We start from the raw sequence: 21852 nt of genomic DNA, 5'->3' as shown, positions 1-21852 counted from the left end.
GGCTGCGATCTTTTGACTTTGATTTTGAGAAGCAAGATCAACAGATCGCAGCCTTCGGCAGCTCCTACAAGGGTTTGCGTTATGGCGGACATCTTCATTGGTATAAGGAACACCGTTGTCATGAACGACGCCACGCACACTCAACTGCGGCCCTTCTCCGACACCTCGCCGTCGGCCATCGTCGCCGGTTTCATTGCGATGATGACCGGCTACACCAGCTCGCTGGTGCTGATGTTCCAGGCCGGGCAAGCGGCGGGCCTGACCAGCGGGCAGATTTCTTCGTGGATCTGGGCGATCTCGATCGGCATGGCGGTGTGTTCGATCGGCCTCTCGCTGCGTTATCGCACGCCCATCACCATCGCCTGGTCGACACCGGGCGCAGCGTTGCTGATCACCAGCCTCGGCGGCGTCAGTTATGGCGAGGCCATTGGCGCCTACATCACCTGCGCCGTGCTGGTGACGATCTGCGGCCTGACCGGCAGCTTCGAACGCCTGGTAAAAAAGATCCCGGCCTCCTTGGCGGCAGCATTACTGGCGGGGATTCTGTTCAAGATCGGCAGCGAAATCTTCGTTGCCGCGCAGCATCGCACCGGGCTGGTGCTGGGAATGTTCTTCACTTATTTGCTGGTCAAGCGTCTGTCGCCGCGTTATGCCGTGCTCGCCGCGCTGCTGATCGGCACCGCGCTGTCTGGCTTCATGGGGCTGCTGGATTTCAGCGGCTTTCATCTGGAAGTGGCGACGCCGGTGTGGACCACGCCGCACTTCTCGTTGGCAGCGACCATCAGCATTGGCATTCCGCTGTTCGTGGTCGCGATGACCTCGCAGAACATGCCCGGCATCGCCGTCCTGCGCGCCGACGGTTACAACGTCCCGGCCTCGCCGCTGATCACCACCACCGGCATCGCTTCACTATTACTGGCGCCGTTCGGCTCCCACGGCATCAACCTCGCCGCCATCAGCGCGGCGATTTGCACCGGGCCGCATGCCCATGAGGATCGCAACAAGCGCTACACCGCTGCGGTCTGGTGCGGGATTTTCTACGGGATTGCCGGGGTGTTCGGCGCCACGTTGGCAGCGCTGTTTGCCGCGCTGCCGAAGGAATTGGTGCTGTCGATTGCCGCGCTGGCGCTGTTTGGTTCGATCATCAATGGTTTGAGCATTGCCATGGCCGAGGTGAAGGAACGGGAGGCGGCGTTGATTACCTTTATGGTCACGGCGTCGGGGCTGACGTTGTTTTCCATTGGTTCGGCGTTTTGGGGGATTGTCGCGGGGGTTTTGACGCTGGTGATTTTGAATTGGCGTAAAGCCTGAGGTCAAAAGCCCCTCACCCTAACCCTCTCCCCGAGGGAGAGGGGACTGACCGAGGTGTTTGGAAGACATACGCCGACGTGGGATACCGAGTTGAACTCAGGCTTTGAAAAGCCCACAAGTCGGCTCCCTCTCCAGGGGGAGAGGGCTGGGCGGGCGGCGTTCCGATGAGGGGTAGACTCACCGCAAATCCCAAACCGAACCCCCAAACACCAGACGAAAAAAAACGGCGACCCTCAGGTCGCCGTTTTTTTCAGTATCACTTAGCCGCGTTGATCGGCTTTTCCGGATACCAAACGTCCAGCAACGGGCTGACTTCATACTTGGTCAGCTCGGAGCGGGTTTTCAGCCAGGCTTCAACGGCAGCGCGCTGCTCTTCGTTGACCGAGCCACGCTTCTGCAGGCATACCAGACCGAAGTCGTCGCCGCCAACATAACCCAGACCGTTGGCTTCCATGGCTTCTTTGATGAATGCTTCGAGGAAAGCGTCAATGGCTTCTTCGGACAAGTCTTCTTTGAAGTCCAGGTTCAGTTCGAAACCCAGCTCTTGAAATTCATCAACGCACAGTTTTTTGCGCAGACGCTGGGAACGGTTAGTCGCCATTGGAACAATCCTCTTAAGTAAATACGGCGGGCACTTTACCAGTTTAAGCAATCGATTGCCCGCCTCTCTGGACACAGCGGCCGACCGTCTGTAAAAAAATCAACGAATCGCCACCCCGAGGACGGCACAATCGGTTACACCTTGGGGCATAATGCCGACACTTTCGTGACCACTGAGGACCTTTTCATCCATGTCCTCGTCTTTTTTCCCCTCGGCTGTAGGGTTTTATTTCATATGATCAAATCGTTGCGTCCACTGTTTCTCGCCGGCCTTCTTCTGCCACTGGCCCTGAATGTTTCTGCTGCCACCATCAACACCTCCCTCACCCCGAATGTCGAAAAAGCCCTCAAGGCGAGCAAATTGCAGCCCAGCGCCCTGTCGCTGGTGATGGTGCCGCTCGACGGCCCGGGCACGCCGACCGTGTTCAACGCCGACGTGTCGGTCAACCCGGCCTCGACCATGAAACTGGTGACTACCTACGCGGCGCTGGAAATGCTCGGCCCGAACCATCAGTGGAAGACCGAGTTCTACACCGACGGTGACCTCAACGGTGGCATTCTCAACGGCAACCTCTACCTCAAGGGTGGCGGCGATCCGAAACTGAACATGGAAAAACTCTGGCTGCTGATGCGCGACCTGCGCGCCAACGGCGTGACGCAGATCACCGGTGATCTGGTGCTCGACCGCAACTTCTTCGTGCAGCCAGTGCTGCCGGAATTCAACGATGACGGCAATGACGAGAACAAGCCGTTCCTGGTCAAACCCGATTCGTTGCTGGTCAACCTCAAAGCCCTGCGCTTTGTTGCCCGCAACGATAACGGCCGGGTGCTTATCTCGGTTGAGCCGCCAATCGCCAGCGTGCGCATCGAAAACACCGTCAAGGCGTTGCCCTCCAAGCAATGCACCGGCGGCGTGCGCTACAACCCCGTGCCGCAAGCCGATGGCAGCGTGACCGTGACCGTGGCCGGCCAGTTGGGCGAAGGCTGCAGTTCGCAGACTTATCTGTCGCTGCTCGACCACGCGACTTACACCGCCGGCGCAGTGCGCGCGATCTGGAAAGAGCTGGGCGGCAGCATTCAAGGCAAGGATCGTCTGGCCTCGACACCGGGCAACGCCAAACTGCTGGCTCGTGCCTACTCGCCAGATCTGGCGGAGATCATCCGCGACATCAACAAATACAGTAACAACACCATGGCCCAGCAGCTGTTCCTCAGCCTTGGCCAACGCTTCCGCAACGACGCCGACGGTGACGACGCCAAGGCAGCGCAACGCGTAGTGCGTCAGTGGATGGCGAAGAAAGGCATCACTGCACCACATCTGGTGATGGAAAACGGCTCCGGTCTGTCTCGCGCAGAACGGGTCAGCGCCCGCGAGATGGCAAGCATGCTGCAAGCGGCGTGGCACAGCCCGTATGCCGCCGAGTACATCAGCTCGCTGCCGATCGCCGGCACCGACGGCACCATGCGCAAGCGCCTGAAAACCACGGCGATGCGCGGTGAGGCGCACGTCAAGACCGGTACTTTGAACACCGTGCGGGCGATTGCCGGTTTCAGCCGCGACGTGAATGGCAATACCTGGGCGGTGGTGGCGATCCTCAACGACAAGGCGCCGTTTGGTGCATCGTCGGTGCTGGATCAGGTGCTGCTGGATCTGTACAAACAGCCGAAACTGGCGCAGACCGCTTCGGTTTTGTAACGCAGTTCAAGCAACACCACAAAAACCTGTGGGAGCTGGCTTGCCAGCGATTGCGGAATGTCAGTCACTGAATATGCTGACTGAAATGACGCTATCGCTGGCAAGCCAGCTCCCACAGGGGTTGCGCTGTATTGAAGTCAGCTCATCTGTTCGACACGATCACGCCCGCGCTGCTTTGCCATATACACACCCGAATCCGCCCGCAGCAACAGCGCATCCGCGCCCTCCCCCGGTCGCCAACTGGCGATACCGAAACTCGCGGTGACCACGCCGACCACATCCACCGGCGCACTGCGCAAACCCTGCCACAGCTCAACCGCCAACATGTACGCGTGTTCGCCGTCGATGTCCGGGCACAGCACCATGAACTCTTCGCCGCCCAACCGACAGAACACATCGGTACGCCGCAGACGATGGCCGATGCGCTCGCACACCGCTTGCAGCACCCGGTCGCCCACAGCGTGACCGTACTGATCGTTGATACGTTTGAAATGGTCGATGTCGAGCATAATCACCGACAGTTCGCCCCCGCCGCGCTCGACCCGGGCCATTTCCGTGGTCAGGCGTTCCTGGAAATAGCGGCGGTTGTGGATACCAGTCAGCGAATCGGTCACCGACAGCGCGCGCAATTCTTCTTCCACACGTTTCAGGTCGGAAATATCCGAAATATAGCCATGCCACAGCACGCCGCCGCCCGGCAGTTCTTCCGGCGTCGCTTCGCCGCGCACCCAGCGCAAGCCGCGCTCGGGCAATTGCACGCGGTATTCTTCGCGCCACGGGCTGAGGCTGTCGGCCGAAGCGCGAATGGAAGAGCGCACACGGGTGACGTCCTGTGGATGAATGCGCGTGAAGATCGCCTCGGCGTTGAACAGCAGCACATCCGGCTCCAGTTCGTAGATCTCGCGGATGCCGTCGCTGGCGTAGATCACACTGAAGCGCCCATCGAATTCCATCTTGAACTGATAGATGCCGCCGGGCACATGCGCGCTGAGTTTCTTCAGCAACACGTCCCGCGCCGCCAGCACCTCGTGCACGCGCTTGCGCTCGGTGATGTCGATGCAGATCGCCAGATGTCCGACCCACAAACCCTGCTCATCGAGCACCGGGGTGGCGAGCATGTTCACCGGAATATGGCTGCCATCGCTGCGTACCAGCGTCCATTCGCGAGCCTCGTGGCCACCGACTTCGCCGCCCTCGACCAACATCGCGTGGCAGGTCGGGATGCTTTTACCGTAACGCGCACTTAGCTCGGCGGCGCGGGCTGTCAGTTCTCGGGGCAGATGCAGGTTTTCCAGGGTCATGTGCCCGACGACATCGGCGCTGCTGTAGCCGAGCATTTGTTCGGCGCCGGGGTTGAACGTGTTGATCACCCCGCGCAGGTCGGTGGCGATGATCGCCACCTGCGTCGCCGCATTCAACACGCCGCGCAACTGACCGTGGGTGCCGCGCAATTCCTGTTCGCTGGCGTGCAGCTCCTGGGTGCGCAGTTCGACCATGCGCAAGGCGCGCTGACGCTGACTGACCAACACGTAGAGCAAGGCGCTGAGCAGCAGACTGAGCAAGCCACCGAGGATGATTACGCTGCCGACCGACGAATGATTAGCCTGTGCGAAGGCGTCGCTCGGCAAGATATCGACCTGATAGTCGTGATCGGCCATGCGCAGTAACCGCGTGGCCGACAGGTCGCTCGGTGCCGGCTCGTTGGTCGACTCGAACAACACTTCGTGCTGATCATTGGTCGACATGTCGAGAATGCGCACCGACAGATAGTCATGGAAAGCGTCCGGCAAACCGTCGGCCAGCAACTGACGCATGCTGATCACCGCCATGACGTAGCCAAAGGATTGCTGCTCGCCACTGTGACTCACGGGCGCCACCAGCAGCACGCCGCGCGCGTAGGACGGCTCAATGCTGACTAGGTGCATCGGTTGCGACACCGCCAGTCCGCCGAGCTTGTCGGCCCGTTGCAGGGTGTCACGACGCAAGGGTTGCGCGAGCAGGTCATAACCCAACGGTGAGCCGAGCCGGCTTTGCGTCTGGCTGTAGAGCACCGGCACGTATTCATCGCGCACGCCAGCCAGTTGCAGCTCGCCCTGGGCATTCAGTTCACGCAAGGTGAAGTTACTCAGGCCTTCATCACGCACCCGCTGCTCGAATGCGGCGCGCTCGGCTCCATTGACCTTGAGGGCAAACGAATAGGCCTGGGTACGCATCAATAAGGGTTGGGTGTAACCGTCGAATTCGGTGCGGGACACCGATTCAGAGTTGGCGAAGAAGCGGCGCAGGCCGTCGAGGCGTTGCTCCTGGTCCTGAAAGCGTTCTTCGATGCGGGTGTAACGTTCGTTGGTCAGCAGCTGAAAACGCTGGCGGGTTTGTTGCTGAAACTGATTGAGGGTGGCCCAGGCGAGCAGCCCCGTGAGAATCCCGCCGGCGAGCAATACCAGCACCGCGACCAGCCAGGCCGAGACGTCTTCGCTGATAAAACCCAGAATCTTTGGGCGCACGGGGTGCAACGACATAAGGACAACTCACTACGCCAGCATTTACGGGAAAACCCCATTGACCGTGTGTGAGTTATAGCTATTAGCCACTAATTTAGCTAGCGCGGGCAGATCCACGGAGCCTTTAAAAATCAAGGCTCTGTGGATCCAATTGCGCAAAGCGTCAACGAGCCGTAATTTTCCAGGCGCGGTGGATCTTGGTGTTACGGGCGAAATCCGGATCGATGGTCTGCGCGCTGATTTCCTCGACCGCGTAACGCTCGGCGAGGTTTTCTTCCAACTGGAACTTGCGGAAGTTGTTGGAGAAATACAGCACACCGCCCGGCGCCAGACGTGCCATGGCCAGGTCAATCAACTGCACCTGATCACGCTGCACGTCGAAGATGCCTTCCATGCGCTTGGAGTTGGAGAAGGTTGGCGGATCGATGAAGATCAGGTCGTACTCGTCGCGGCTGCTCTCCAGCCACGCCATCACATCGCCCTGCTCCAGACGGTTCTTGTCGGAGAAACCGTTCAACGACAGGTTGCGACGCGCCCAGTCGAGGTAGGTTTTCGACAGGTCAACGCTGGTGGTACTGCGCGCACCGCCCTTGGCCGCGTGCACGCTGGCGGTCGCGGTGTAGCAGAACAGATTGAGGAAGCGCTTGCCGGCGGCCTCTTTCTGAATACGCATGCGCATTGGCCGGTGGTCGAGGAACAGACCGGTGTCGAGGTAGTCGGTGAGATTGACCAGCAACTTCACGCCGCCCTCGCTGACTTCATTGAACTTGCCTTGCGCAGCCTGACGCTCGTACTGCTTGGTGCCGCTCTGGCGTTCGCGGCGTTTGACCACCACGCGGCTCTTGTCGACGTTCAGCGCCTGCGGAATGGCCGCCAGGGCATCGAACATGCGCGCCGAGGCTTTTTCCGGGTCGATGGATTTTGGCGCGGCGTATTCCTGGACGTGCACCCAATCGTGGTACAGGTCGATCGCCATCGCGTACTCGGGCATGTCGGCATCGTAGACACGGTAGCAATCAATGCCTTCGCGCTTGACCCACTTGCCCATGGCCTTGAGGTTTTTTTGCAGACGGTTGGCAAACATCTGCCCGCCTTCGCTCAAGCGCGGCTGCTCGATCACTGGCGCCGGAGCCGGCGTCGGTTTGATCGGGTTGCCGTTCTTGTTGAACTTGCGTTCTTGCGGCTCGTCCGGGGTCTGATCGTAAGCGGCTTGCTCGCGCTCGGCCTGACGCTGTTCCGGAGTGCGACGCTCACCGGTGACGAACTGATCCGGCAGCACTTTGATCAACAGCAGTTTGCACGGCAGCGCGCCGTTCCAGAACGAATACTGTTTGTGGCTGCGGATACCCATGCGCTTGCCCAGATCCGGCGCGCCGGTGAACACCGCCGCTTCCCAGTTCAGGCAAGCCTGACGCAGACGCTCGCCGAGGTTCTGGTAGAGGTACAACAGGCTGGCTTCGTCACCGAGACGCTCGCCGTACGGTGGGTTGCAGATCACCAGACCTTTCTGGTTCTGATCCGGACGCGGCTCGAAAGTCGCCACTTCGCCCTGGTAGATCTTGATCCACTCGCTCAGGCCGGCACGCTCAACGTTGTTGCGGCCCGGCTGAATCAGACGCGGATCGGCTTCGTAGCCACGAATCCACAACGGTGGCTTGGCCAGACCGGCAGCGGCACGCTCGACGGCCTCTTCATGGAGTTTTTTCCACAGTGCCGGCACGTGACCGAGCCACGCGGTAAAGCCCCACTGCTCACGACGCAGGTTCGGCGCCATGTCGGCGGCAATCATGCCGGCTTCGACGAGGAACGTACCGACACCGCACATCGGGTCAGCCAGCGCGCCGCCTTCAGCGGCAATGCGCGGCCAGCCGGAACGGATCAGGATCGCCGCCGCGAGGTTTTCCTTCAGCGGTGCAGCGCCCTGCTGCAGACGGTAACCGCGCTGATGCAGGCTGTGGCCGGACAGATCAAGGGAGAGAATCGCTTCGCCGCGATCCAGACGCAGGTGAATGCGCAGGTCCGGGTTGAGCTTGTCGATCGACGGACGGTCGCCCTGTGGGGTGCGCAGTTTGTCGACGATGGCGTCTTTGACTTTCAAGGCGCCGAAGTGGGTGTTGTCGATACCCGAGCCATGGCCACTGAATTCAACAGCCAGGGTGCCATCGCTGAGCATGTGATCCTGCCAGTCGATGTCGAGCACGCCGTGGTAGAGGTCTTCAGCGTCTTTCATCGGGAAACGCTTGAGCACCAGCAGCACGCGGTTGGCCAGACGCGACCAGAGGCACAGGCGATAAGCGGTTTCCATGGTCGCCATGCCACGCACGGCGGAAGTGTGCTCGCGCGCTTCTTCAAGGCCAAGCCCGACGGCTTCCTCGATGAGCAGGCCTTCAAGGCCTTTAGGGCAAGTGAGGAAGAGTTCGAAACGGTCGGACATGGTATTTCCAGAGCCTTTGGCTAGTGAATCGGCAACGCATTGCCGATCCGGTTTTCAATCAGGCGCTTTTCTAAAAGAACGCCCGCGTGGCACGAAGGTGTGCCGTTCCATCCCCGCTGCTCGGGTTAAAAGAGCTTAGATGCCGGGACAGATAAAAAAGTTGATGAAACAAAAAGTCTTAAAGCGACCCTTCGTCGCTTTATACCCCAGCGCAAACGTGGGTCATTCTCACTAAAGAATTAACCCCATCATCCAGCGCGGGGCCGATCATACCGGGGTTTGCTGAAAAACCGTGCATGAAACCCGTCGTTACTTATGGCTGTAGCACTAATTTCGTTACGTCCTTATGACAAAACGATCATTCCCTCGGTGTGACTCATTGGTTAGAACTGAACACAGGTTGACGTCGCAACGGCGTCAACACCTTGGCTCGCCACGCCGGCAGCGAGCCGCACCATGGCAGGTTTTTTCTGCCAGACCTCAGTTGAGGTCAACGCGATACAAAACAGTCAACAAGTGAGGGAAACACCCTATGAGAAGACTTAAGCGTGATCCGTTGGAAAGAGCATTTTTGCGCGGATATCAATATGGCGTTGGTGGCAAATCCCGTGAGCTTTGCCCATTTACTCTACCGTCGGTACGTCAAGCCTGGATTAACGGCTGGCGAGAAGGACGCGGCGACAACTGGGACGGTATGACCGGCACTGCGGGAATCCACAGACTCAACGAACTTCACGCCGTCGGCTGACACAGGGCACTTATTCCGACACGACAATCTGAATTTGTAACGACTTACCATGCACGTCCTTCCCGGACGGCGGGCTGCGGCCCAGGGGCTCCTTCGAGGAGCCCTTTTTTATGCCTGTCACATTATCTGTGCCCTACACAAAACCTGTAGGAGTGAGCCTGCTCGCGATAGCGGTCTGTCAGTCGCTGATGAAGTGACCGAAAGAAAGCTATCGCGAGCAGGCTCACTCCTACAAGGGAACAGTGGTGTCTATGGATCAGCGCAAGGCGGCGATTGCGTCTACCGATTCGCGAATCAGCGCCGGGCCTTTATAGATGAAGCCGGAGTAGATCTGCACCAGGCTCGCACCGGCGAGGATCTTCTCCGCCGCATGCTTGCCTTCGGTAATCCCGCCAGCCGCAATGATCGGCAACCGCCCCGCCAATTCACTGGCCAGCACCTTCACGGTATTCGTACTCTTCTCACGCACCGGCGCGCCAGACAAACCGCCCGCCTCGTCGCCATGCTCCATGCCTTCAACGCCAACACGGCTGAGGGTGGTGTTGGTCGCGATCACCGCGTCCATGCCGGTTTCGATTAACGCCTGGGCGACCTGCGCGGTTTCTTCATCGGTCATGTCCGGCGCGATCTTGATCGCCAGCGGCACATGCTTGCCGTGACGCAGGGCCAGTTCGGCACGGCGCGTGGCCAGATCCGCGAGCAATTGCTTGAGCGAATCGCCGAACTGCAGGCTGCGCAGGCCCGGGGTGTTCGGCGAGCTGACGTTGACCGTGACGTAGCTGGCGTGGGCATAAACCTTGTCCAGGCAGATCAGGTAGTCGTCGACCGCGCGTTCAACCGGGGTATCGAAGTTCTTGCCGATATTGATGCCCAGCACGCCTTTGTATTTCGCTGCGGCCACACGCGCCAGCAGGTTATCGACACCGAGGTTGTTGAAACCCATGCGGTTGATGATCGCCTCGGCTTCCGGCAAGCGGAAAATCCGTGGTTTCGGATTGCCCGGCTGCGGACGCGGGGTCACGGTGCCGATTTCAACAAAACCGAAACCCAGCTGTGCGAAACCGTCGATGGCCGCGCCATTCTTGTCCAGACCGGCCGCCAGACCTACCGGGTTCGGAAACTCGAGGCCCATGACCGTCACCGGTTTCTTCGCCGGCGCCTTGCACAGCAAGCCGTTGAGGCCCAAACGCCCACCCGCGCCGATCAGATCCAGCGACAGATCGTGGGAGGTTTCCGGGGAAAGTTTGAACAACAGCTGACGGGCCAGGGAATACATGGGCGGCAATGACTCGGGCGGCGAAAAGAGGCGGCGATTATAGCCGGGCATCGACCTGCCGCGCGAGGCGCACGCGCAAATCACTGGCAGTGGCATATGCCTTGCACCCTCCTTGACTATCAGCGCGCAGGCCAATGACGGCAGGCGGGCAAGGACAATGGCGTCGTCCCGGGTTTTGCCTGCGCAAAGTCCGCGGCGGCGCTTTTTTTCGAGGTGGCGGTGTATGAATGAACCTTCGGTAGGGCCACTGGCCTGGGTCAATGGCAGCGATGCGCCGGAAAAGACTGCAGTCAACCTCGGTTTCATGGCGTTGAGCGACTGCGCATCGGTTGTCGTCGCGGCCACGCAGGGCTTTGCCCAGCCTTACGGGCTGACCCTGAATCTCAAGCGCCAAAGCTCCTGGGCCAACCTGCGCGACAAACTGGTCAGCGGTGAACTGGATGCTGCGCACAGTCTGTACGGTCTGATCTACGCCGTGCATCTGGGCATTGGCGGTGGGGCGTCGAGCGACATGGCGGTGTTGATGGGGCTGAACCAAAACGGTCAAAGTCTCAACCTGTCCCACGGCCTGCAGAACATTGGTGTGACCAGTCCTGAAGCGCTGGACCGCCACGTGCACCAAAGCCGCGCAAAACTCACCTTCGCCCAGACCTTTCCCACTGGCACTCATGCGATGTGGCTGTATTACTGGCTGGCGAGTCAGGGCATTCATCCGTTACAGGATGTCGACAGCGTGGTGGTGCCGCCGCCGCAAATGGTTGCGCATCTGCAAGCCGGACGCATCGATGGTTTTTGCGTCGGCGAGCCTTGGGCCGCCAGCGCGGTGCAGCAGGATCTCGGTTTTACCCTGGCGACCAGCCAGACCATCTGGCCCGATCACCCGGAAAAAGTCCTTGGCTGCACCCGTGAATTTGTCGAGCAGTATCCGAACACGGCACGGGCGCTGGTGATGGCGATCCTTGAAGCCAGTCGCTTTATCGAAGAAAGTCCGGAAAACCGCCGCAGCACCGCGCAGTTGCTCAGCGCGCCGGAATATCTGGACGCTCCGCTTTCGTGCATTGAGCCGCGTTTTCTCGGTGACTATGCCGATGGCCTTGGCAATCGCTGGCAGGATCCGCACGCGCTGCGTTTTCACGGTAACGGCGAAGTGAATCTGCCTTATTTGTCGGACGGTATGTGGTTCATGACCCAGTTCCGCCGCTGGGGCCTGCTGCGCGAAGATCCGGATTACCTCGCCGTCGCCCGCCAGGTTCAGCAACTGGATATCTACCGCGACGCCGCCACCGCTGTCGGCGTGGCGGCGTGGGGCACCGACATGCGCAGCAGCCAGTTGCTCGACGGCAAAATCTGGGACGGCAGCGACCCGGCCGCTTACGCGCGCAGCTTCAAACTGCATGCGTTGAACGACGACGCTCCCCTTCTCGCCCGCCGCTGACAGGAGACCGCGAACATGTTGCGCATTCTGCTGATCAATGACACGGCGAAAAAAGTCGGTCGCCTGAAAGCCGCGCTGACTGAAGCCGGTTTCGAGGTGATCGACGAGTCCGGCCTGACCATCGACCTGCCCGCGCGCGTCGAAACGGTGCGCCCGGACGTGATTCTGATCGATACCGAGTCACCGAGCCGCGATGTCATGGAGCAAGTCGTGCTGGTCAGCCGCGACCAGCCACGGCCAATTGTGATGTTTACCGATGAGCATGATCCGGGTGTGATGCGCCAGGCAATCAAGTCCGGGGTCAGCGCCTACATCGTTGAAGGCATTCATGCACAGCGTCTGCAGCCGATTCTCGATGTAGCAATGGCGCGCTTCGAGAGTGATCAGGCGTTGCGGGCGCAGTTGCAGGCGCGTGATCAGCAACTGGCTGAGCGTAAGCGCATCGAGCTGGCCAAGGGGTTGCTGATGAAGATGAAGGATTGCAATGAGGAAGAGGCTTACACCCTGATGCGGCGCCAGGCGATGAGCCGGCAGCAAAAGCTGATTCAGGTGGCGGAGCAGATTATTGCCATGAGTGAGTTGCTTGGCTGAAAGTACTGAACGCTTGAAAAGCCCCTCACCCTAGCCCTCCCGAAACGTCGGACCGCCCATAGGGAGAGGGGACTGACCTAGGTGTCTGGCGTCAAACATCGACCTGAAAGACCGAGTCGATTATGGATTCACAGCAGAAAATCACAGGTCGGCGTACTTCTCGAGCATCCCCCAATCAGTCCCCTCTCCCTCTGGGCGGTCCGACGTTTCGGGAGGGCTAGGGTGAGGGGCTTTTGATTTTCCGCCTGTTGGCACAAATCTCGCTAAGTAAAACGCACAGGTAACCAACGGCGGTTGCCCCACCCACGACAAAGACGTCGCTCACCCGTTCGCCCCAACCGGCGCATCAGGTAGCGGCGTTTTTGCGTTTTGGCCCCACAGCCCGGGGTCGGTGGTGCGGCCGTGGCGGCGCCCCACCTGCTGTTGCATGACTCCTTTCGAGACTCTTTTCAGCTGAGGTGCGCGATGAATTCAAGCTTCTGGAAATCCGGCCACACCCCGACCCTGTTCGCGGCCTTCCTCTATTTCGACCTGAGCTTCATGGTCTGGTACCTGCTCGGCCCGCTGGCGGTGCAGATTGCCGCCGACCTGCACCTGACCACACAACAACGTGGCCTCGTCGTCGCCACGCCGATCCTCGCTGGCGCGGTGCTGCGCTTTGTGATGGGCATGCTCGCCGATCGGCTATCGCCGAAAACCGCTGGGCTGATCGGCCAGGTCATCGTGATCTGCGCACTGTTCGGTGCCTGGAAAATCGGCATTCATAGCTACGAGCAGGCGCTGATACTCGGCCTGTTCCTCGGCATGGCTGGCGCATCGTTTGCCGTCGCTCTGCCACTGGCGTCGCAATGGTACCCGCCGCAGCATCAGGGCAAAGCCATGGGCATCGCCGGTGCGGGCAACTCGGGCACCGTATTTGCCGCACTGCTCGCTCCGGTACTGGCGGCTGCGTTCGGCTGGAGCAATGTCTTCGGCTTCGCGTTGATTCCGTTGATCCTGACGTTGGTATTGTTCGCCTGGCTGGCAAAAAACGCCCCTGAGCGGCCGAAAGCCAAAGCCATGGCTGACTACTTCAAAGCCTTGGGCGACCGCGATAGCTGGTGGTTCATGTTTTTCTACAGCGTGACCTTCGGCGGCTTCATCGGTCTGGCCAGCGCCCTACCCGGCTATTTCAACGATCAATACGGTCTGAGTCCGGTGACGGCCGGTTACTACACCGCCGCCTGCGTGTTCGGCGGCAGTTTGATGCGACCGCTGGGTGGCGCACTGGCTGATCGCTTTGGCGGTATCCGCACACTGCTGGCGATGTACACCGTCGCCGCCGTCTGCATCGCCGCGGTCGGTTTCAACCTGCCGAGTTCCTACGCGGCGCTGGCACTTTTCGTCTGCACCATGCTCGGTTTAGGGGCAGGCAACGGCGCGGTGTTCCAACTGGTGCCGCAGCGTTTTCGCTTGGAAATCGGCGTCATGACCGGACTGATCGGCATGGCCGGCGGCATCGGCGGTTTTGCCTTGGCCGCCGGCATGGGCGCGATCAAACAGAGCACCGGCAGTTATCAACTGGCCCTGTGGTTGTTCGCCAGCCTCGGCGTGTTGGCGTGGTTTGGCCTGCACGGCGTCAAGCGTCGCTGGAGAACCACCTGGGGTTCGGCGGCGGTGACGGCGGCGCGGGTCTGAAGCGTCGATGGCCCTGCAACTGAGTTTTGCCGAAGCCAGCGCCACCGGCCCGCGTGCGGAGAATCAGGACGCTTTGCGCTTGGTCACGCCCGCTCCGGCGCTGGCGGCGAGCAAGGGCTATCTGTTCGCTATCGCTGATGGCGTCAGCCAGTGTGCCGATGGCGGACTGGCTGCGCGTTCGACCTTGCAGGCGCTGGCGCTCGACTACTACGCCACGCCGGAAACCTGGAGCGTGGCGCAGGCACTGGATCGCCTGCTGCTCGCGCAAAATCGCTGGTTGCAGGCCAACGGTGGTGGGCAACCGTTGCTCACCACGGTCAGTGCTTTGGTCATGCGCGGTCGGCGTTTTACCCTCGCCCACGTCGGCGATTGCCGGGTGTATCGCTGGCACGACGATAGTTTGCAGCGGATCTCGGAGGATCATGTCTGGGAGCAGCCGGGCATGCAGCATGTGCTCAAGCGTGCATTGGGGCTGGATCAGCATCTGGTGCTGGATTTCCTCGACGGTGAACTGCGTGACGGTGAAAGCTTTGTGCTGCTCAGTGACGGAGTCTGGTCGACGCTGGGCGATACCGCGATTGCCGCGATTCTGCGTGATCAGCCGGATCTGCAAAGCGCCGCGCAGACGCTGGTCAATGCCGCGCATCTGGCGGGGAGTCAGGACAATGCCAGCGCATTGCTGGTGCGCGTCGATGCGCTGGGTGAAGCGAATATCGGCGATGCATTGATTCATTTGCAGCAATGGCCCCTGCCGCCGCCGCTGAAACCTGGCCAATCCTTCGAAGGCTGGCAGGTGCAGGGGATTGTCGCTCAGAGTCAGCAATCGCTGCTGTATCGGGTTGTCGATGGACAAGGCCAGGCATGGCTGTTGAAAACCCTGCCGTCGCGCTCCAGCGATGATACTCGCGCCGGGCAAGCGCTGCTGTCCGAGGAATGGTTCCTGAAACGCGTGGCCGGCCGGCACTTTCCTGAAGTCCATGCCTGCCAGCAGCGTCAGCATTTGTACTACGTGATGCGCGAATATTCCGGGACAACGCTGGCTCAGTTGTTTCAGCAGTCCGGCCCATTGCCGCTGGCGCAATGGCAGGATATCGCCGAGCGCCTGCTGCGCGCGGTGGGGCTTTTGCATCGGCGGCAGATTCTGCACCGGGACATCAAACCGGAAAACCTGCATTGGGGTGACGACGGCGAGTTACGCCTGCTGGATTTTGGCTTGGCGTATTGCCCGGGCTTGTCCGAAGACGCGCCGTCAACGCTGCCCGGAACCCCAAGTTACATCGCCCCGGAAGCGTTTCGCGGTGATCCGCCGAGTGCGCAGCAGGATTTGTATGCAGTCGGCGTGACCCTGTATTTCCTGCTTACCGGGCATTTTCCTTATGGCGAGATTGAAGCGTTTCAACGGCCGCGATTTGGTCTGCCGGTGATTGCCAGTCGCTATCGGCCTGATCTGCCGGAATGGTTGGCGCAGAGTCTGCAGCGTGGCGTGGCGGCGGATCCGCAACAACGGTTTGAAACGGCTGAAGAGTGGTTGTTGGTGCTGGAACAGGGCGAGCGGCAGAGTTTGAGTGTGCGGCCTCGACCGTTATTGGAGCGGGAGCCGCTGAAGGTCTGGCGGACGATGGCATTGCTGGCGTTGCTCGGGAATCTGGTGCTTCTGGTTTTGTTGTTTCATCACTGACACCGCGTCGCGGCCATCGCGAGCAGGCTCACTCCTACAATTCGAAACGCGTTCCACTGTAGGAGTGAGCCTGCTCGCGATGACGTCAGCCCAATCACCACAAATCCATCTACCTGAGCGCCCCACGAACGAGCAACCCGCCTCGATTCAGTGCAAAAAATCACCCTCAGAACCTGCCAAACCCCAATAAACCCGCCACTGTTCCCACTTGGCACAACCACTGCATTAGCCCACTCAGCACACACATAAAGCCCAACCTTCAACGACGAAGGCTGCGCTTCCCGAGAGAACGGGACCAGGACAAAGGCGTCCTCGCTAGGCAACTAGCGGGACGCCTTTTTTTGTTTGCGCAAAATTTGTCGAGCAAGGCCTGACTGCCCACAAGAGGCCAGCCGCAGCTCCCGGAGAACCTGATGAAAAAACTCAAACTGGTGATGATCGGCAATGGCATGGCCGGGGTCCGCACCCTCGAAGAATTGCTCAAGCTGAGCAACGAGCTGTACGACATCACCGTCTTCGGCGCCGAACCACACACCAACTACAATCGCATCCTGCTCTCGCCGGTGCTGGCCGGTGAGCAGACCTTCGAGGAGATCGTGCTCAACGACCTCGACTGGTACCTGGAAAACAACATCAAGTTGTTGCTCAACCGCAAAGTGGTGGAGATTGACCGGGTCAAACGCCGGGTGATCGCCGAGGACGGCACCGAAGCCGAATACGATCGCCTGCTGATCGCCACTGGCTCGACACCGTTCATCTTGCCGATCCCCGGCAATACCCTGCACGGCGTGATCGGCTATCGCGACATTGCCGACACCCAGGCGATGATCGACACCGCGAAAACCCACAAACACGCGGTGGTCATCGGCGGTGGCCTGCTCGGCCTCGAAGCCGCCAATGGCCTGATGTTGCGCGGCATGCACGTCACCGTGGTGCACATCGGCGAATGGTTGCTGGAACGCCAACTCGATAAAACCAGCGGTCAACTGCTGCAAAGCGCCCTTGAATCCCGTGGCTTGCATTTCCGTCTGTGCGAACAGACCCAGGCCTTGCATGACGCCGGCAATGGCCGGGTCGGCTCGGTGCAATTCAAGAACGGCGACATTATCCCCGCCGACCTGGTGGTGATGGCCGCCGGTATTCGCCCCAACACCGAACTCGCGGAAAAGGCCGGCATCCCGTGCAATCGCGGGATCCTGGTCAACGACACCCTGCAAACTTACGACCCACGCATCTACGCCATCGGCGAGTGCGCCAGCCACCGTGGCATTGCCTACGGTCTGGTCGCGCCACTGTTCGAGCAGGCCAAGGTTTGCGCCAACCACCTCGCACAACTGGGCTTCGCCCGTTATCAGGGTTCGGTGACCTCGACCAAACTCAAAGTCACCGGCATCGACCTGTTTTCCGCTGGCGACTTCATGGGCGGCGAAGGTACGGAAACCATCACCCTCTCCGACCCGATCGGCGGCGTGTACAAAAAACTGGTGATCAAGGATGACGTGCTGGTCGGCGCCTGTCTGTACGGCGATACGGCAGATGGCGGTTGGTATTTCCGCCAGATTCGTGAGAATCACGCCATCGGCGAGATCCGCGATCACCTGATGTTTGGCGAAAACGCTTTGGGTGACGTAGGACATCAGGGCCAGGACAAAGCCATGGTCATGGCCGACACCGCCGAAGTCTGCGGCTGCAACGGTGTGTGCAAAGGCACTATCGTCAAAGCCATTCAGGAACACGGCCTGTTCAGCGTCGATGAGGTGAAGAAACACACCAAAGCGGCCAGCTCCTGCGGCTCCTGCGCCGGACTGGTCGAGCAGATCCTGATCAACACCGTCGGCGGCGCAGCGGATGTCAAACCGAAAAGCGAAAAAGCCATCTGCGGTTGCAGCGACCTCAATCACGGGCAGATTCGCCAAGCGATTCGCGAACAGCATCTGCTGACCATCGCCGGCACCATGAGCTACCTCAACTGGCGCACGCCGAACGGTTGCGCAACGTGCCGCCCGGCTCTCAACTATTACCTGATTTCCACCTGGCCCGGCGAAGCCAAGGACGATCCGCAATCGCGCCTGATCAACGAACGTGCACACGCCAACATCCAGAAGGACGGCACGTATTCGGTGGTGCCACGGATGTGGGGCGGCGTAACCAATCCTTCGGAACTGCGACGGATTGCCGACGTGGCCGACAAGTACAACGTGCCGATGGTCAAGGTCACAGGCGGGCAGCGCATCGATTTGCTCGGCATCAAGAAGCAGGACTTGCCCGGCGTCTGGAAAGACCTCGACATGCCGTCCGGGCACGCCTACGGCAAATCCATCCGCACCGTGAAGACCTGCGTCGGCAGCGAGTTCTGCCGCTTCGGCACGCAAAACTCGACACAACTGGGCATCGAGCTTGAGCACGACCTGTTCAACATGTGGTCGCCGCACAAGGTGAAACTGGCTGTCTCCGGATGCCCACGCAACTGCTCGGAAGCGGGGATCAAAGACGTAGGAATTATCGGTGTCGACTCCGGTTGGGAGATGTACATCGGCGGTAACGGCGGGATCAAAACCGAAGTCGCCGAATTCTTCGTCAAGCTGAAAACCGCCGCAGAAGTGCGCGAATACAACGGCGCGTTCCTGCAGCTGTATCGCGAAGAAGCCTTCTACCTCGAACGCACCGTGCACTACCTGCAGCGGGTCGGCATGGAGCACATCAAGAAAGCCGTGCTGGAAGACCCCGAGCGCCGCAAAGCCCTGAACGAGCGCCTGCAATTCTCCCTGTCGTTCGAACAGGATCCGTGGAAAGAACGTCTGGCGCAGCCGCAACTGAAGAAAGAATTCGACGTGATCCCCGTGAAAAATCTGGAGGTGCCAGCATGAACTGGCTGGATATCTGTGCCTTGGAAGAGATCAACGCACTCGGCTCGCGGATCATTGCCGGGCCGAAAGGTGACATTGCGATTTTTCGTACGAGCGACGACGAAGTTTTCGCCCTCGACGACCGCTGCCCACACAAGGGTGGGCCGTTGTCACAAGGTTTGATCTACGGAAAACGCGTGGCCTGTCCGCTGCACAATTGGCAGATCGACCTGCAATCCGGCGAGGCGCAGGCGCCGGACATCGGTTGCGCGCACCATCACCCAGCGCGAGTCGAAAACGGTCGTGTGCAACTGGCTCTGCGGGACGCCATCTGATGAACCGCCAGACGACCGCCTCGACCTGCTGTTATTGCGGGGTCGGCTGCGGCGTGCTGATCGAGCATGACGGCGAGCGCATCCTCGGCGTCAGCGGCGATCCGGCGCACCCGGCCAACTTCGGCAAACTGTGCAGCAAAGGCTCGACCCTGCACCTGACCGGCGACCTCGCGGCCCGCGCGCTGTACCCGGAACTGCGTTTGGGCAAAGGCTTGGCGCGCAGCCGCACGGATTGGGACACTGCGCTGCAACATGCCGCCAACGTGTTCGCCGAAACCATCGCCGAACACGGCCCGGACAGCGTCGCGTTCTATATCTCCGGACAGTTGCTGACCGAGGACTACTACGCCTTCAACAAACTGGCGCGGGCGTTGGTTGGCACCAACAACATCGACAGCAATTCACGCCTGTGCATGTCTTCAGCCGTGGTCGGCTACAAACGCAGCCTCGGCGCCGACGCCCCGCCGTGCAGCTATGAGGACCTGGAACTCAGCGATTGCGTAATGATCGTCGGCAGTAACATGGCCTACGCCCATCCAGTACTTTTTCGTCGGCTGGAGGAAGCAAAATCCCGCCGCCCGCAGATGAAAGTCATCGTCATTGATCCACGACGCACCGACACCTGCGACCTCGCCGATCTGCACCTGGCGATTCTGCCCGGTACCGATGTCGCTTTATTCCATGGGATTTTGCACCTGCTGTTGTGGGAAGACTGGATTGATCGCGACTTCGTCAAGGCGCACACCGATGGCCTCGCCGAATTGAAGAATCTGGTGCGCGATTACACCCCACAAATGGTTTCACAGTTATGCGGCATCAGCGTCGAGCAACTGCAGCAATGCGCCGAATGGGTTGGCACTTCGCCGAGTTTTCTGTCGTTGTGGTGCATGGGGCTGAACCAGTCCACGGCTGGCAGTGCGAAGAACAGCGCGCTGATCAATCTGCATTTGGCCACCGGGCAAATTGGCCGTCCGGGTGCAGGACCTTTCTCTCTCACCGGTCAGCCAAATGCCATGGGCGGACGGGAAACTGGCAGTTTGTCGAACCTGTTGCCGGGTCATCGTGACGCGGCCAACCCGGAACACCGCGCCGAAGTTGCGGCTTATTGGGGCGTTGATCGGTTGCCGGAAAGCACTGGTCTCAGCGCCATCGAACTGTTCGAGCAAGTGCGCAGCGGCAAGATCAAGGCGTTGTGGATTGCCTGCACCAACCCTGCGCAATCGATGCCGGATCAGAGTGCGGTGCGCGCGGCGCTGGAAGCTTGCCCGTTTGTGGTTCTGCAAGAAGCCTTTCGCACGACTGAAACCGCAGCATTCGCCGATCTGCTGCTGCCCGCCGCCAGTTGGGGCGAGAAAGAAGGTTCGGTGACCAATTCCGAGCGACGCATTTCCCACGTGCGCAAAGCCATTCTCCCACCGGGTGAGGCGCGGCCGGATTGGGCGATTACGGTAGATTTCGCGCAGCGTCTGGAGAAACGTCTGCGCCCCTCTGCATCGAGCCTGTTTACTTTCACCCAACCTGCGCAACTGTTCGATGAATTCAAAGGGCTGACGCGTGGGCGGGATCTGGATATGTCCGGGATCAGTCACGCGCTGATCGACGAGATCGGACCGCAGCAATGGCCCTTCCCTGTCGGAGCGCGGCGAGGAACGCCACGACTGTACGAAGACGGGATTTTCCCAACCGCCAACGAGCGCGCGCAATTCATCGCCGACCCGTATCGTGCCGCCAAAGAACAACGCGATGCACGCTTTCCACTGACGTTGATCACTGGCCGCTTGCGTGATCAATGGCACGGTATGAGCCGCACCGGTACGGCGGCGCAACTGTTCGGGCATGTCAACGAAGCGGTGTTGAGCCTGCATCCAGACGAAATGCGCAGGCATCGTTTGCAGCCGGGCGATCTGGTCAATCTGAAAAGTCGTCGCGGCGCGGTAATTGTTGCGGTCGCTAGTGATGACAGCGTACGTCCGGGACAAGCGTTTCTACCGATGCACTGGGGCGATCGCTTCCTCAAGGGCGGCGTGAACAGCCTGACCCTGCCGGCCTTCGATCCTTTGTCGAAACAACCGGAACTCAAACACAGCGGCGTGCGCCTGGAACCGGTCAATCTGCCGTGGCAGCTTTTCGCACTGATCGAAGGTGATGTTCAACGGCACTTCGAGACGCTACGACCGCTCTGTGAGGCATTTTCCTACGTTAGCCTCAGCCTTGTCGGACGTGAACGATCGGCATTGCTGATACGCGCTGCCAGCAGCGAGGCACCGGATGCGCAATTGCTCAGTGAAATCGACCGATGCCTGTCGCTGATCGACGGTCCGGTTTTGGCCTATGACGATCCGCGCCGGGCCATTGGCAAGCGCGTGCGTATTGAAAACGGCCGAATCACCGCGATTCGCCTGGCCGGCGAAACCCTCGCCCGGCATTGGCTGCAAGGGTTGTGGCTGGAAGGCCGTGCCGACGAACAACTGCGGCGCTGGTTGCTGGCACCGATGAGTGCGCCGCCGGGCAGTGCCGGGGCGCAGATCGCTGCGGATAAGACCCTGTGCAACTGCAACAACGTCAGCCTCAACGCGGTCTGCGCCGGTATTCGCCAAGGGCTGGATCTGCAAGGCTTGAAAAGCAATTTGGGTTGCGGCACGCAATGCGGTTCGTGCGTCCCGGAAATAAAGCGTTTGCTGGCTGCCGAGTTGCAGCCGGTCGCCATCATCTGATGAGGAAAGC

Annotated in this window: 14 protein-coding genes; 10 read left to right on the top strand and 4 right to left on the bottom strand. The window is 60.2% G+C overall.

Going from position 1 to position 21852, the window contains the following annotated elements; genetic code table 11:
* Positions 1 to 120 precede the first annotated feature (120 nt).
* The gene (locus tag ACZZ0A_RS05890) at positions 121 to 1311 is read left to right on the top strand and encodes a benzoate/H(+) symporter BenE family transporter (protein WP_042704944.1); all 1191 of its coding nucleotides are present in this window, start codon (positions 121 to 123) and stop codon (positions 1309 to 1311) included.
* Between the two features lie 256 nt (positions 1312 to 1567).
* Here the strand turns inward: ACZZ0A_RS05890 and ACZZ0A_RS05885 are convergent, their stop codons facing one another.
* Entirely contained in the window at positions 1568 to 1912 is a 345-nt protein-coding gene (locus ACZZ0A_RS05885) for a YggL family protein (protein ID WP_007916365.1), read from the bottom strand.
* A 234-nt stretch (positions 1913 to 2146) separates the two neighbouring features.
* On the opposite strand from ACZZ0A_RS05885, the gene dacB reads away from it, so the two are divergent.
* Entirely contained in the window at positions 2147 to 3607 is a 1461-nt protein-coding gene (dacB, locus tag ACZZ0A_RS05880) for a D-alanyl-D-alanine carboxypeptidase/D-alanyl-D-alanine endopeptidase (RefSeq protein WP_007916366.1), read from the top strand.
* 137 nt (positions 3608 to 3744) lie between these two features.
* On the opposite strand, the gene ACZZ0A_RS05875 is transcribed toward dacB, so the two are convergent.
* Together ACZZ0A_RS05875 and rlmKL are read right to left on the bottom strand one after the other, a co-directional pair.
* Positions 3745 to 6126, bottom strand: a complete 2382-nt coding sequence (locus ACZZ0A_RS05875) for a sensor domain-containing diguanylate cyclase (protein WP_414916901.1) — start codon at positions 6124 to 6126, stop codon at positions 3745 to 3747.
* A gap of 145 nt (positions 6127 to 6271) precedes the next feature.
* Entirely contained in the window at positions 6272 to 8542 is a 2271-nt protein-coding gene (gene rlmKL / locus ACZZ0A_RS05870) for a bifunctional 23S rRNA (guanine(2069)-N(7))-methyltransferase RlmK/23S rRNA (guanine(2445)-N(2))-methyltransferase RlmL (protein WP_007916371.1), read from the bottom strand.
* A gap of 532 nt (positions 8543 to 9074) precedes the next feature.
* Here rlmKL and rmf point away from each other — a divergent pair.
* Entirely contained in the window at positions 9075 to 9290 is a 216-nt protein-coding gene (gene rmf / locus ACZZ0A_RS05865) for a ribosome modulation factor (protein WP_003223300.1), read from the top strand.
* Between the two features lie 256 nt (positions 9291 to 9546).
* Here the strand turns inward: rmf and ACZZ0A_RS05860 are convergent, their stop codons facing one another.
* Positions 9547 to 10566: a quinone-dependent dihydroorotate dehydrogenase gene (locus ACZZ0A_RS05860; protein ID WP_007916374.1), complete on the bottom strand. Its 1020-nt coding sequence runs from the start codon at positions 10564 to 10566 to the stop codon at positions 9547 to 9549.
* A 223-nt stretch (positions 10567 to 10789) separates the two neighbouring features.
* On the opposite strand from ACZZ0A_RS05860, the gene ACZZ0A_RS05855 reads away from it, so the two are divergent.
* The 7 genes from ACZZ0A_RS05855 to ACZZ0A_RS05825 all read left to right on the top strand — a co-directional run bounded on the left by ACZZ0A_RS05855 (position 10790) and on the right by ACZZ0A_RS05825 (position 21842).
* On the top strand, positions 10790 to 12001 hold the full coding sequence (locus ACZZ0A_RS05855; protein WP_447784337.1) for a CmpA/NrtA family ABC transporter substrate-binding protein: 1212 nt from the start codon (positions 10790 to 10792) through the stop codon (positions 11999 to 12001).
* 15 nt (positions 12002 to 12016) lie between these two features.
* Complete coding sequence (locus ACZZ0A_RS05850) at positions 12017 to 12592, top strand: ANTAR domain-containing response regulator (RefSeq protein WP_007916390.1); 576 nt, start codon at positions 12017 to 12019, stop codon at positions 12590 to 12592.
* A 465-nt stretch (positions 12593 to 13057) separates the two neighbouring features.
* Complete coding sequence (locus tag ACZZ0A_RS05845) at positions 13058 to 14269, top strand: nitrate/nitrite transporter (RefSeq protein ID WP_095111816.1); 1212 nt, start codon at positions 13058 to 13060, stop codon at positions 14267 to 14269.
* A gap of 7 nt (positions 14270 to 14276) precedes the next feature.
* Positions 14277 to 15947: a protein kinase domain-containing protein gene (locus ACZZ0A_RS05840; RefSeq protein WP_463542635.1), complete on the top strand. Its 1671-nt coding sequence runs from the start codon at positions 14277 to 14279 to the stop codon at positions 15945 to 15947.
* A gap of 413 nt (positions 15948 to 16360) precedes the next feature.
* On the top strand, positions 16361 to 18814 hold the full coding sequence (gene nirB / locus ACZZ0A_RS05835) for a nitrite reductase large subunit NirB (RefSeq protein ID WP_463542634.1): 2454 nt from the start codon (positions 16361 to 16363) through the stop codon (positions 18812 to 18814).
* Positions 18811 to 19128: a nitrite reductase small subunit NirD gene (gene nirD / locus ACZZ0A_RS05830; protein ID WP_008076837.1), complete on the top strand. Its 318-nt coding sequence runs from the start codon at positions 18811 to 18813 to the stop codon at positions 19126 to 19128. The genes nirB and nirD overlap by 4 nt, the downstream gene beginning before the upstream one ends.
* A complete protein-coding gene (locus ACZZ0A_RS05825) occupies positions 19128 to 21842 on the top strand; it encodes a nitrate reductase (protein ID WP_463542633.1) in 2715 nt (904 codons plus the stop codon). Before nirD ends, ACZZ0A_RS05825 begins: the two co-directional genes overlap by 1 nt.
* The last annotated feature ends 10 nt before the right edge of the window (positions 21843 to 21852 follow it).

It is taken from the genome of Pseudomonas sp. AC242 (assembly GCF_979258655.1).
This window is presented reverse-complemented; position numbering and strand designations above follow the sequence as displayed.

Excerpts from the sequence above, each read along its gene's own strand:
- ACZZ0A_RS05890 (WP_042704944.1), top strand. The coding sequence starts at position 121 with ATGAACGACGCCACGCACACTCAACTGCGGCCCTTCTCCGACACCTCG.
- ACZZ0A_RS05885 (WP_007916365.1), bottom strand. The coding sequence starts at position 1,912 with ATGGCGACTAACCGTTCCCAGCGTCTGCGCAAAAAACTGTGCGTTGAT.
- dacB (WP_007916366.1), top strand. The coding sequence starts at position 2,147 with ATGATCAAATCGTTGCGTCCACTGTTTCTCGCCGGCCTTCTTCTGCCA.
- ACZZ0A_RS05875 (WP_414916901.1), bottom strand. The coding sequence starts at position 6,126 with ATGTCGTTGCACCCCGTGCGCCCAAAGATTCTGGGTTTTATCAGCGAA.
- rlmKL (WP_007916371.1), bottom strand. The coding sequence starts at position 8,542 with ATGTCCGACCGTTTCGAACTCTTCCTCACTTGCCCTAAAGGCCTTGAA.
- rmf (WP_003223300.1), top strand. The coding sequence starts at position 9,075 with ATGAGAAGACTTAAGCGTGATCCGTTGGAAAGAGCATTTTTGCGCGGA.
- ACZZ0A_RS05860 (WP_007916374.1), bottom strand. The coding sequence starts at position 10,566 with ATGTATTCCCTGGCCCGTCAGCTGTTGTTCAAACTTTCCCCGGAAACC.
- ACZZ0A_RS05855 (WP_447784337.1), top strand. The coding sequence starts at position 10,790 with ATGAATGAACCTTCGGTAGGGCCACTGGCCTGGGTCAATGGCAGCGAT.
- ACZZ0A_RS05850 (WP_007916390.1), top strand. The coding sequence starts at position 12,017 with ATGTTGCGCATTCTGCTGATCAATGACACGGCGAAAAAAGTCGGTCGC.
- ACZZ0A_RS05845 (WP_095111816.1), top strand. The coding sequence starts at position 13,058 with ATGAATTCAAGCTTCTGGAAATCCGGCCACACCCCGACCCTGTTCGCG.
- ACZZ0A_RS05840 (WP_463542635.1), top strand. The coding sequence starts at position 14,277 with ATGGCCCTGCAACTGAGTTTTGCCGAAGCCAGCGCCACCGGCCCGCGT.
- nirB (WP_463542634.1), top strand. The coding sequence starts at position 16,361 with ATGAAAAAACTCAAACTGGTGATGATCGGCAATGGCATGGCCGGGGTC.
- nirD (WP_008076837.1), top strand. The coding sequence starts at position 18,811 with ATGAACTGGCTGGATATCTGTGCCTTGGAAGAGATCAACGCACTCGGC.
- ACZZ0A_RS05825 (WP_463542633.1), top strand. The coding sequence starts at position 19,128 with ATGAACCGCCAGACGACCGCCTCGACCTGCTGTTATTGCGGGGTCGGC.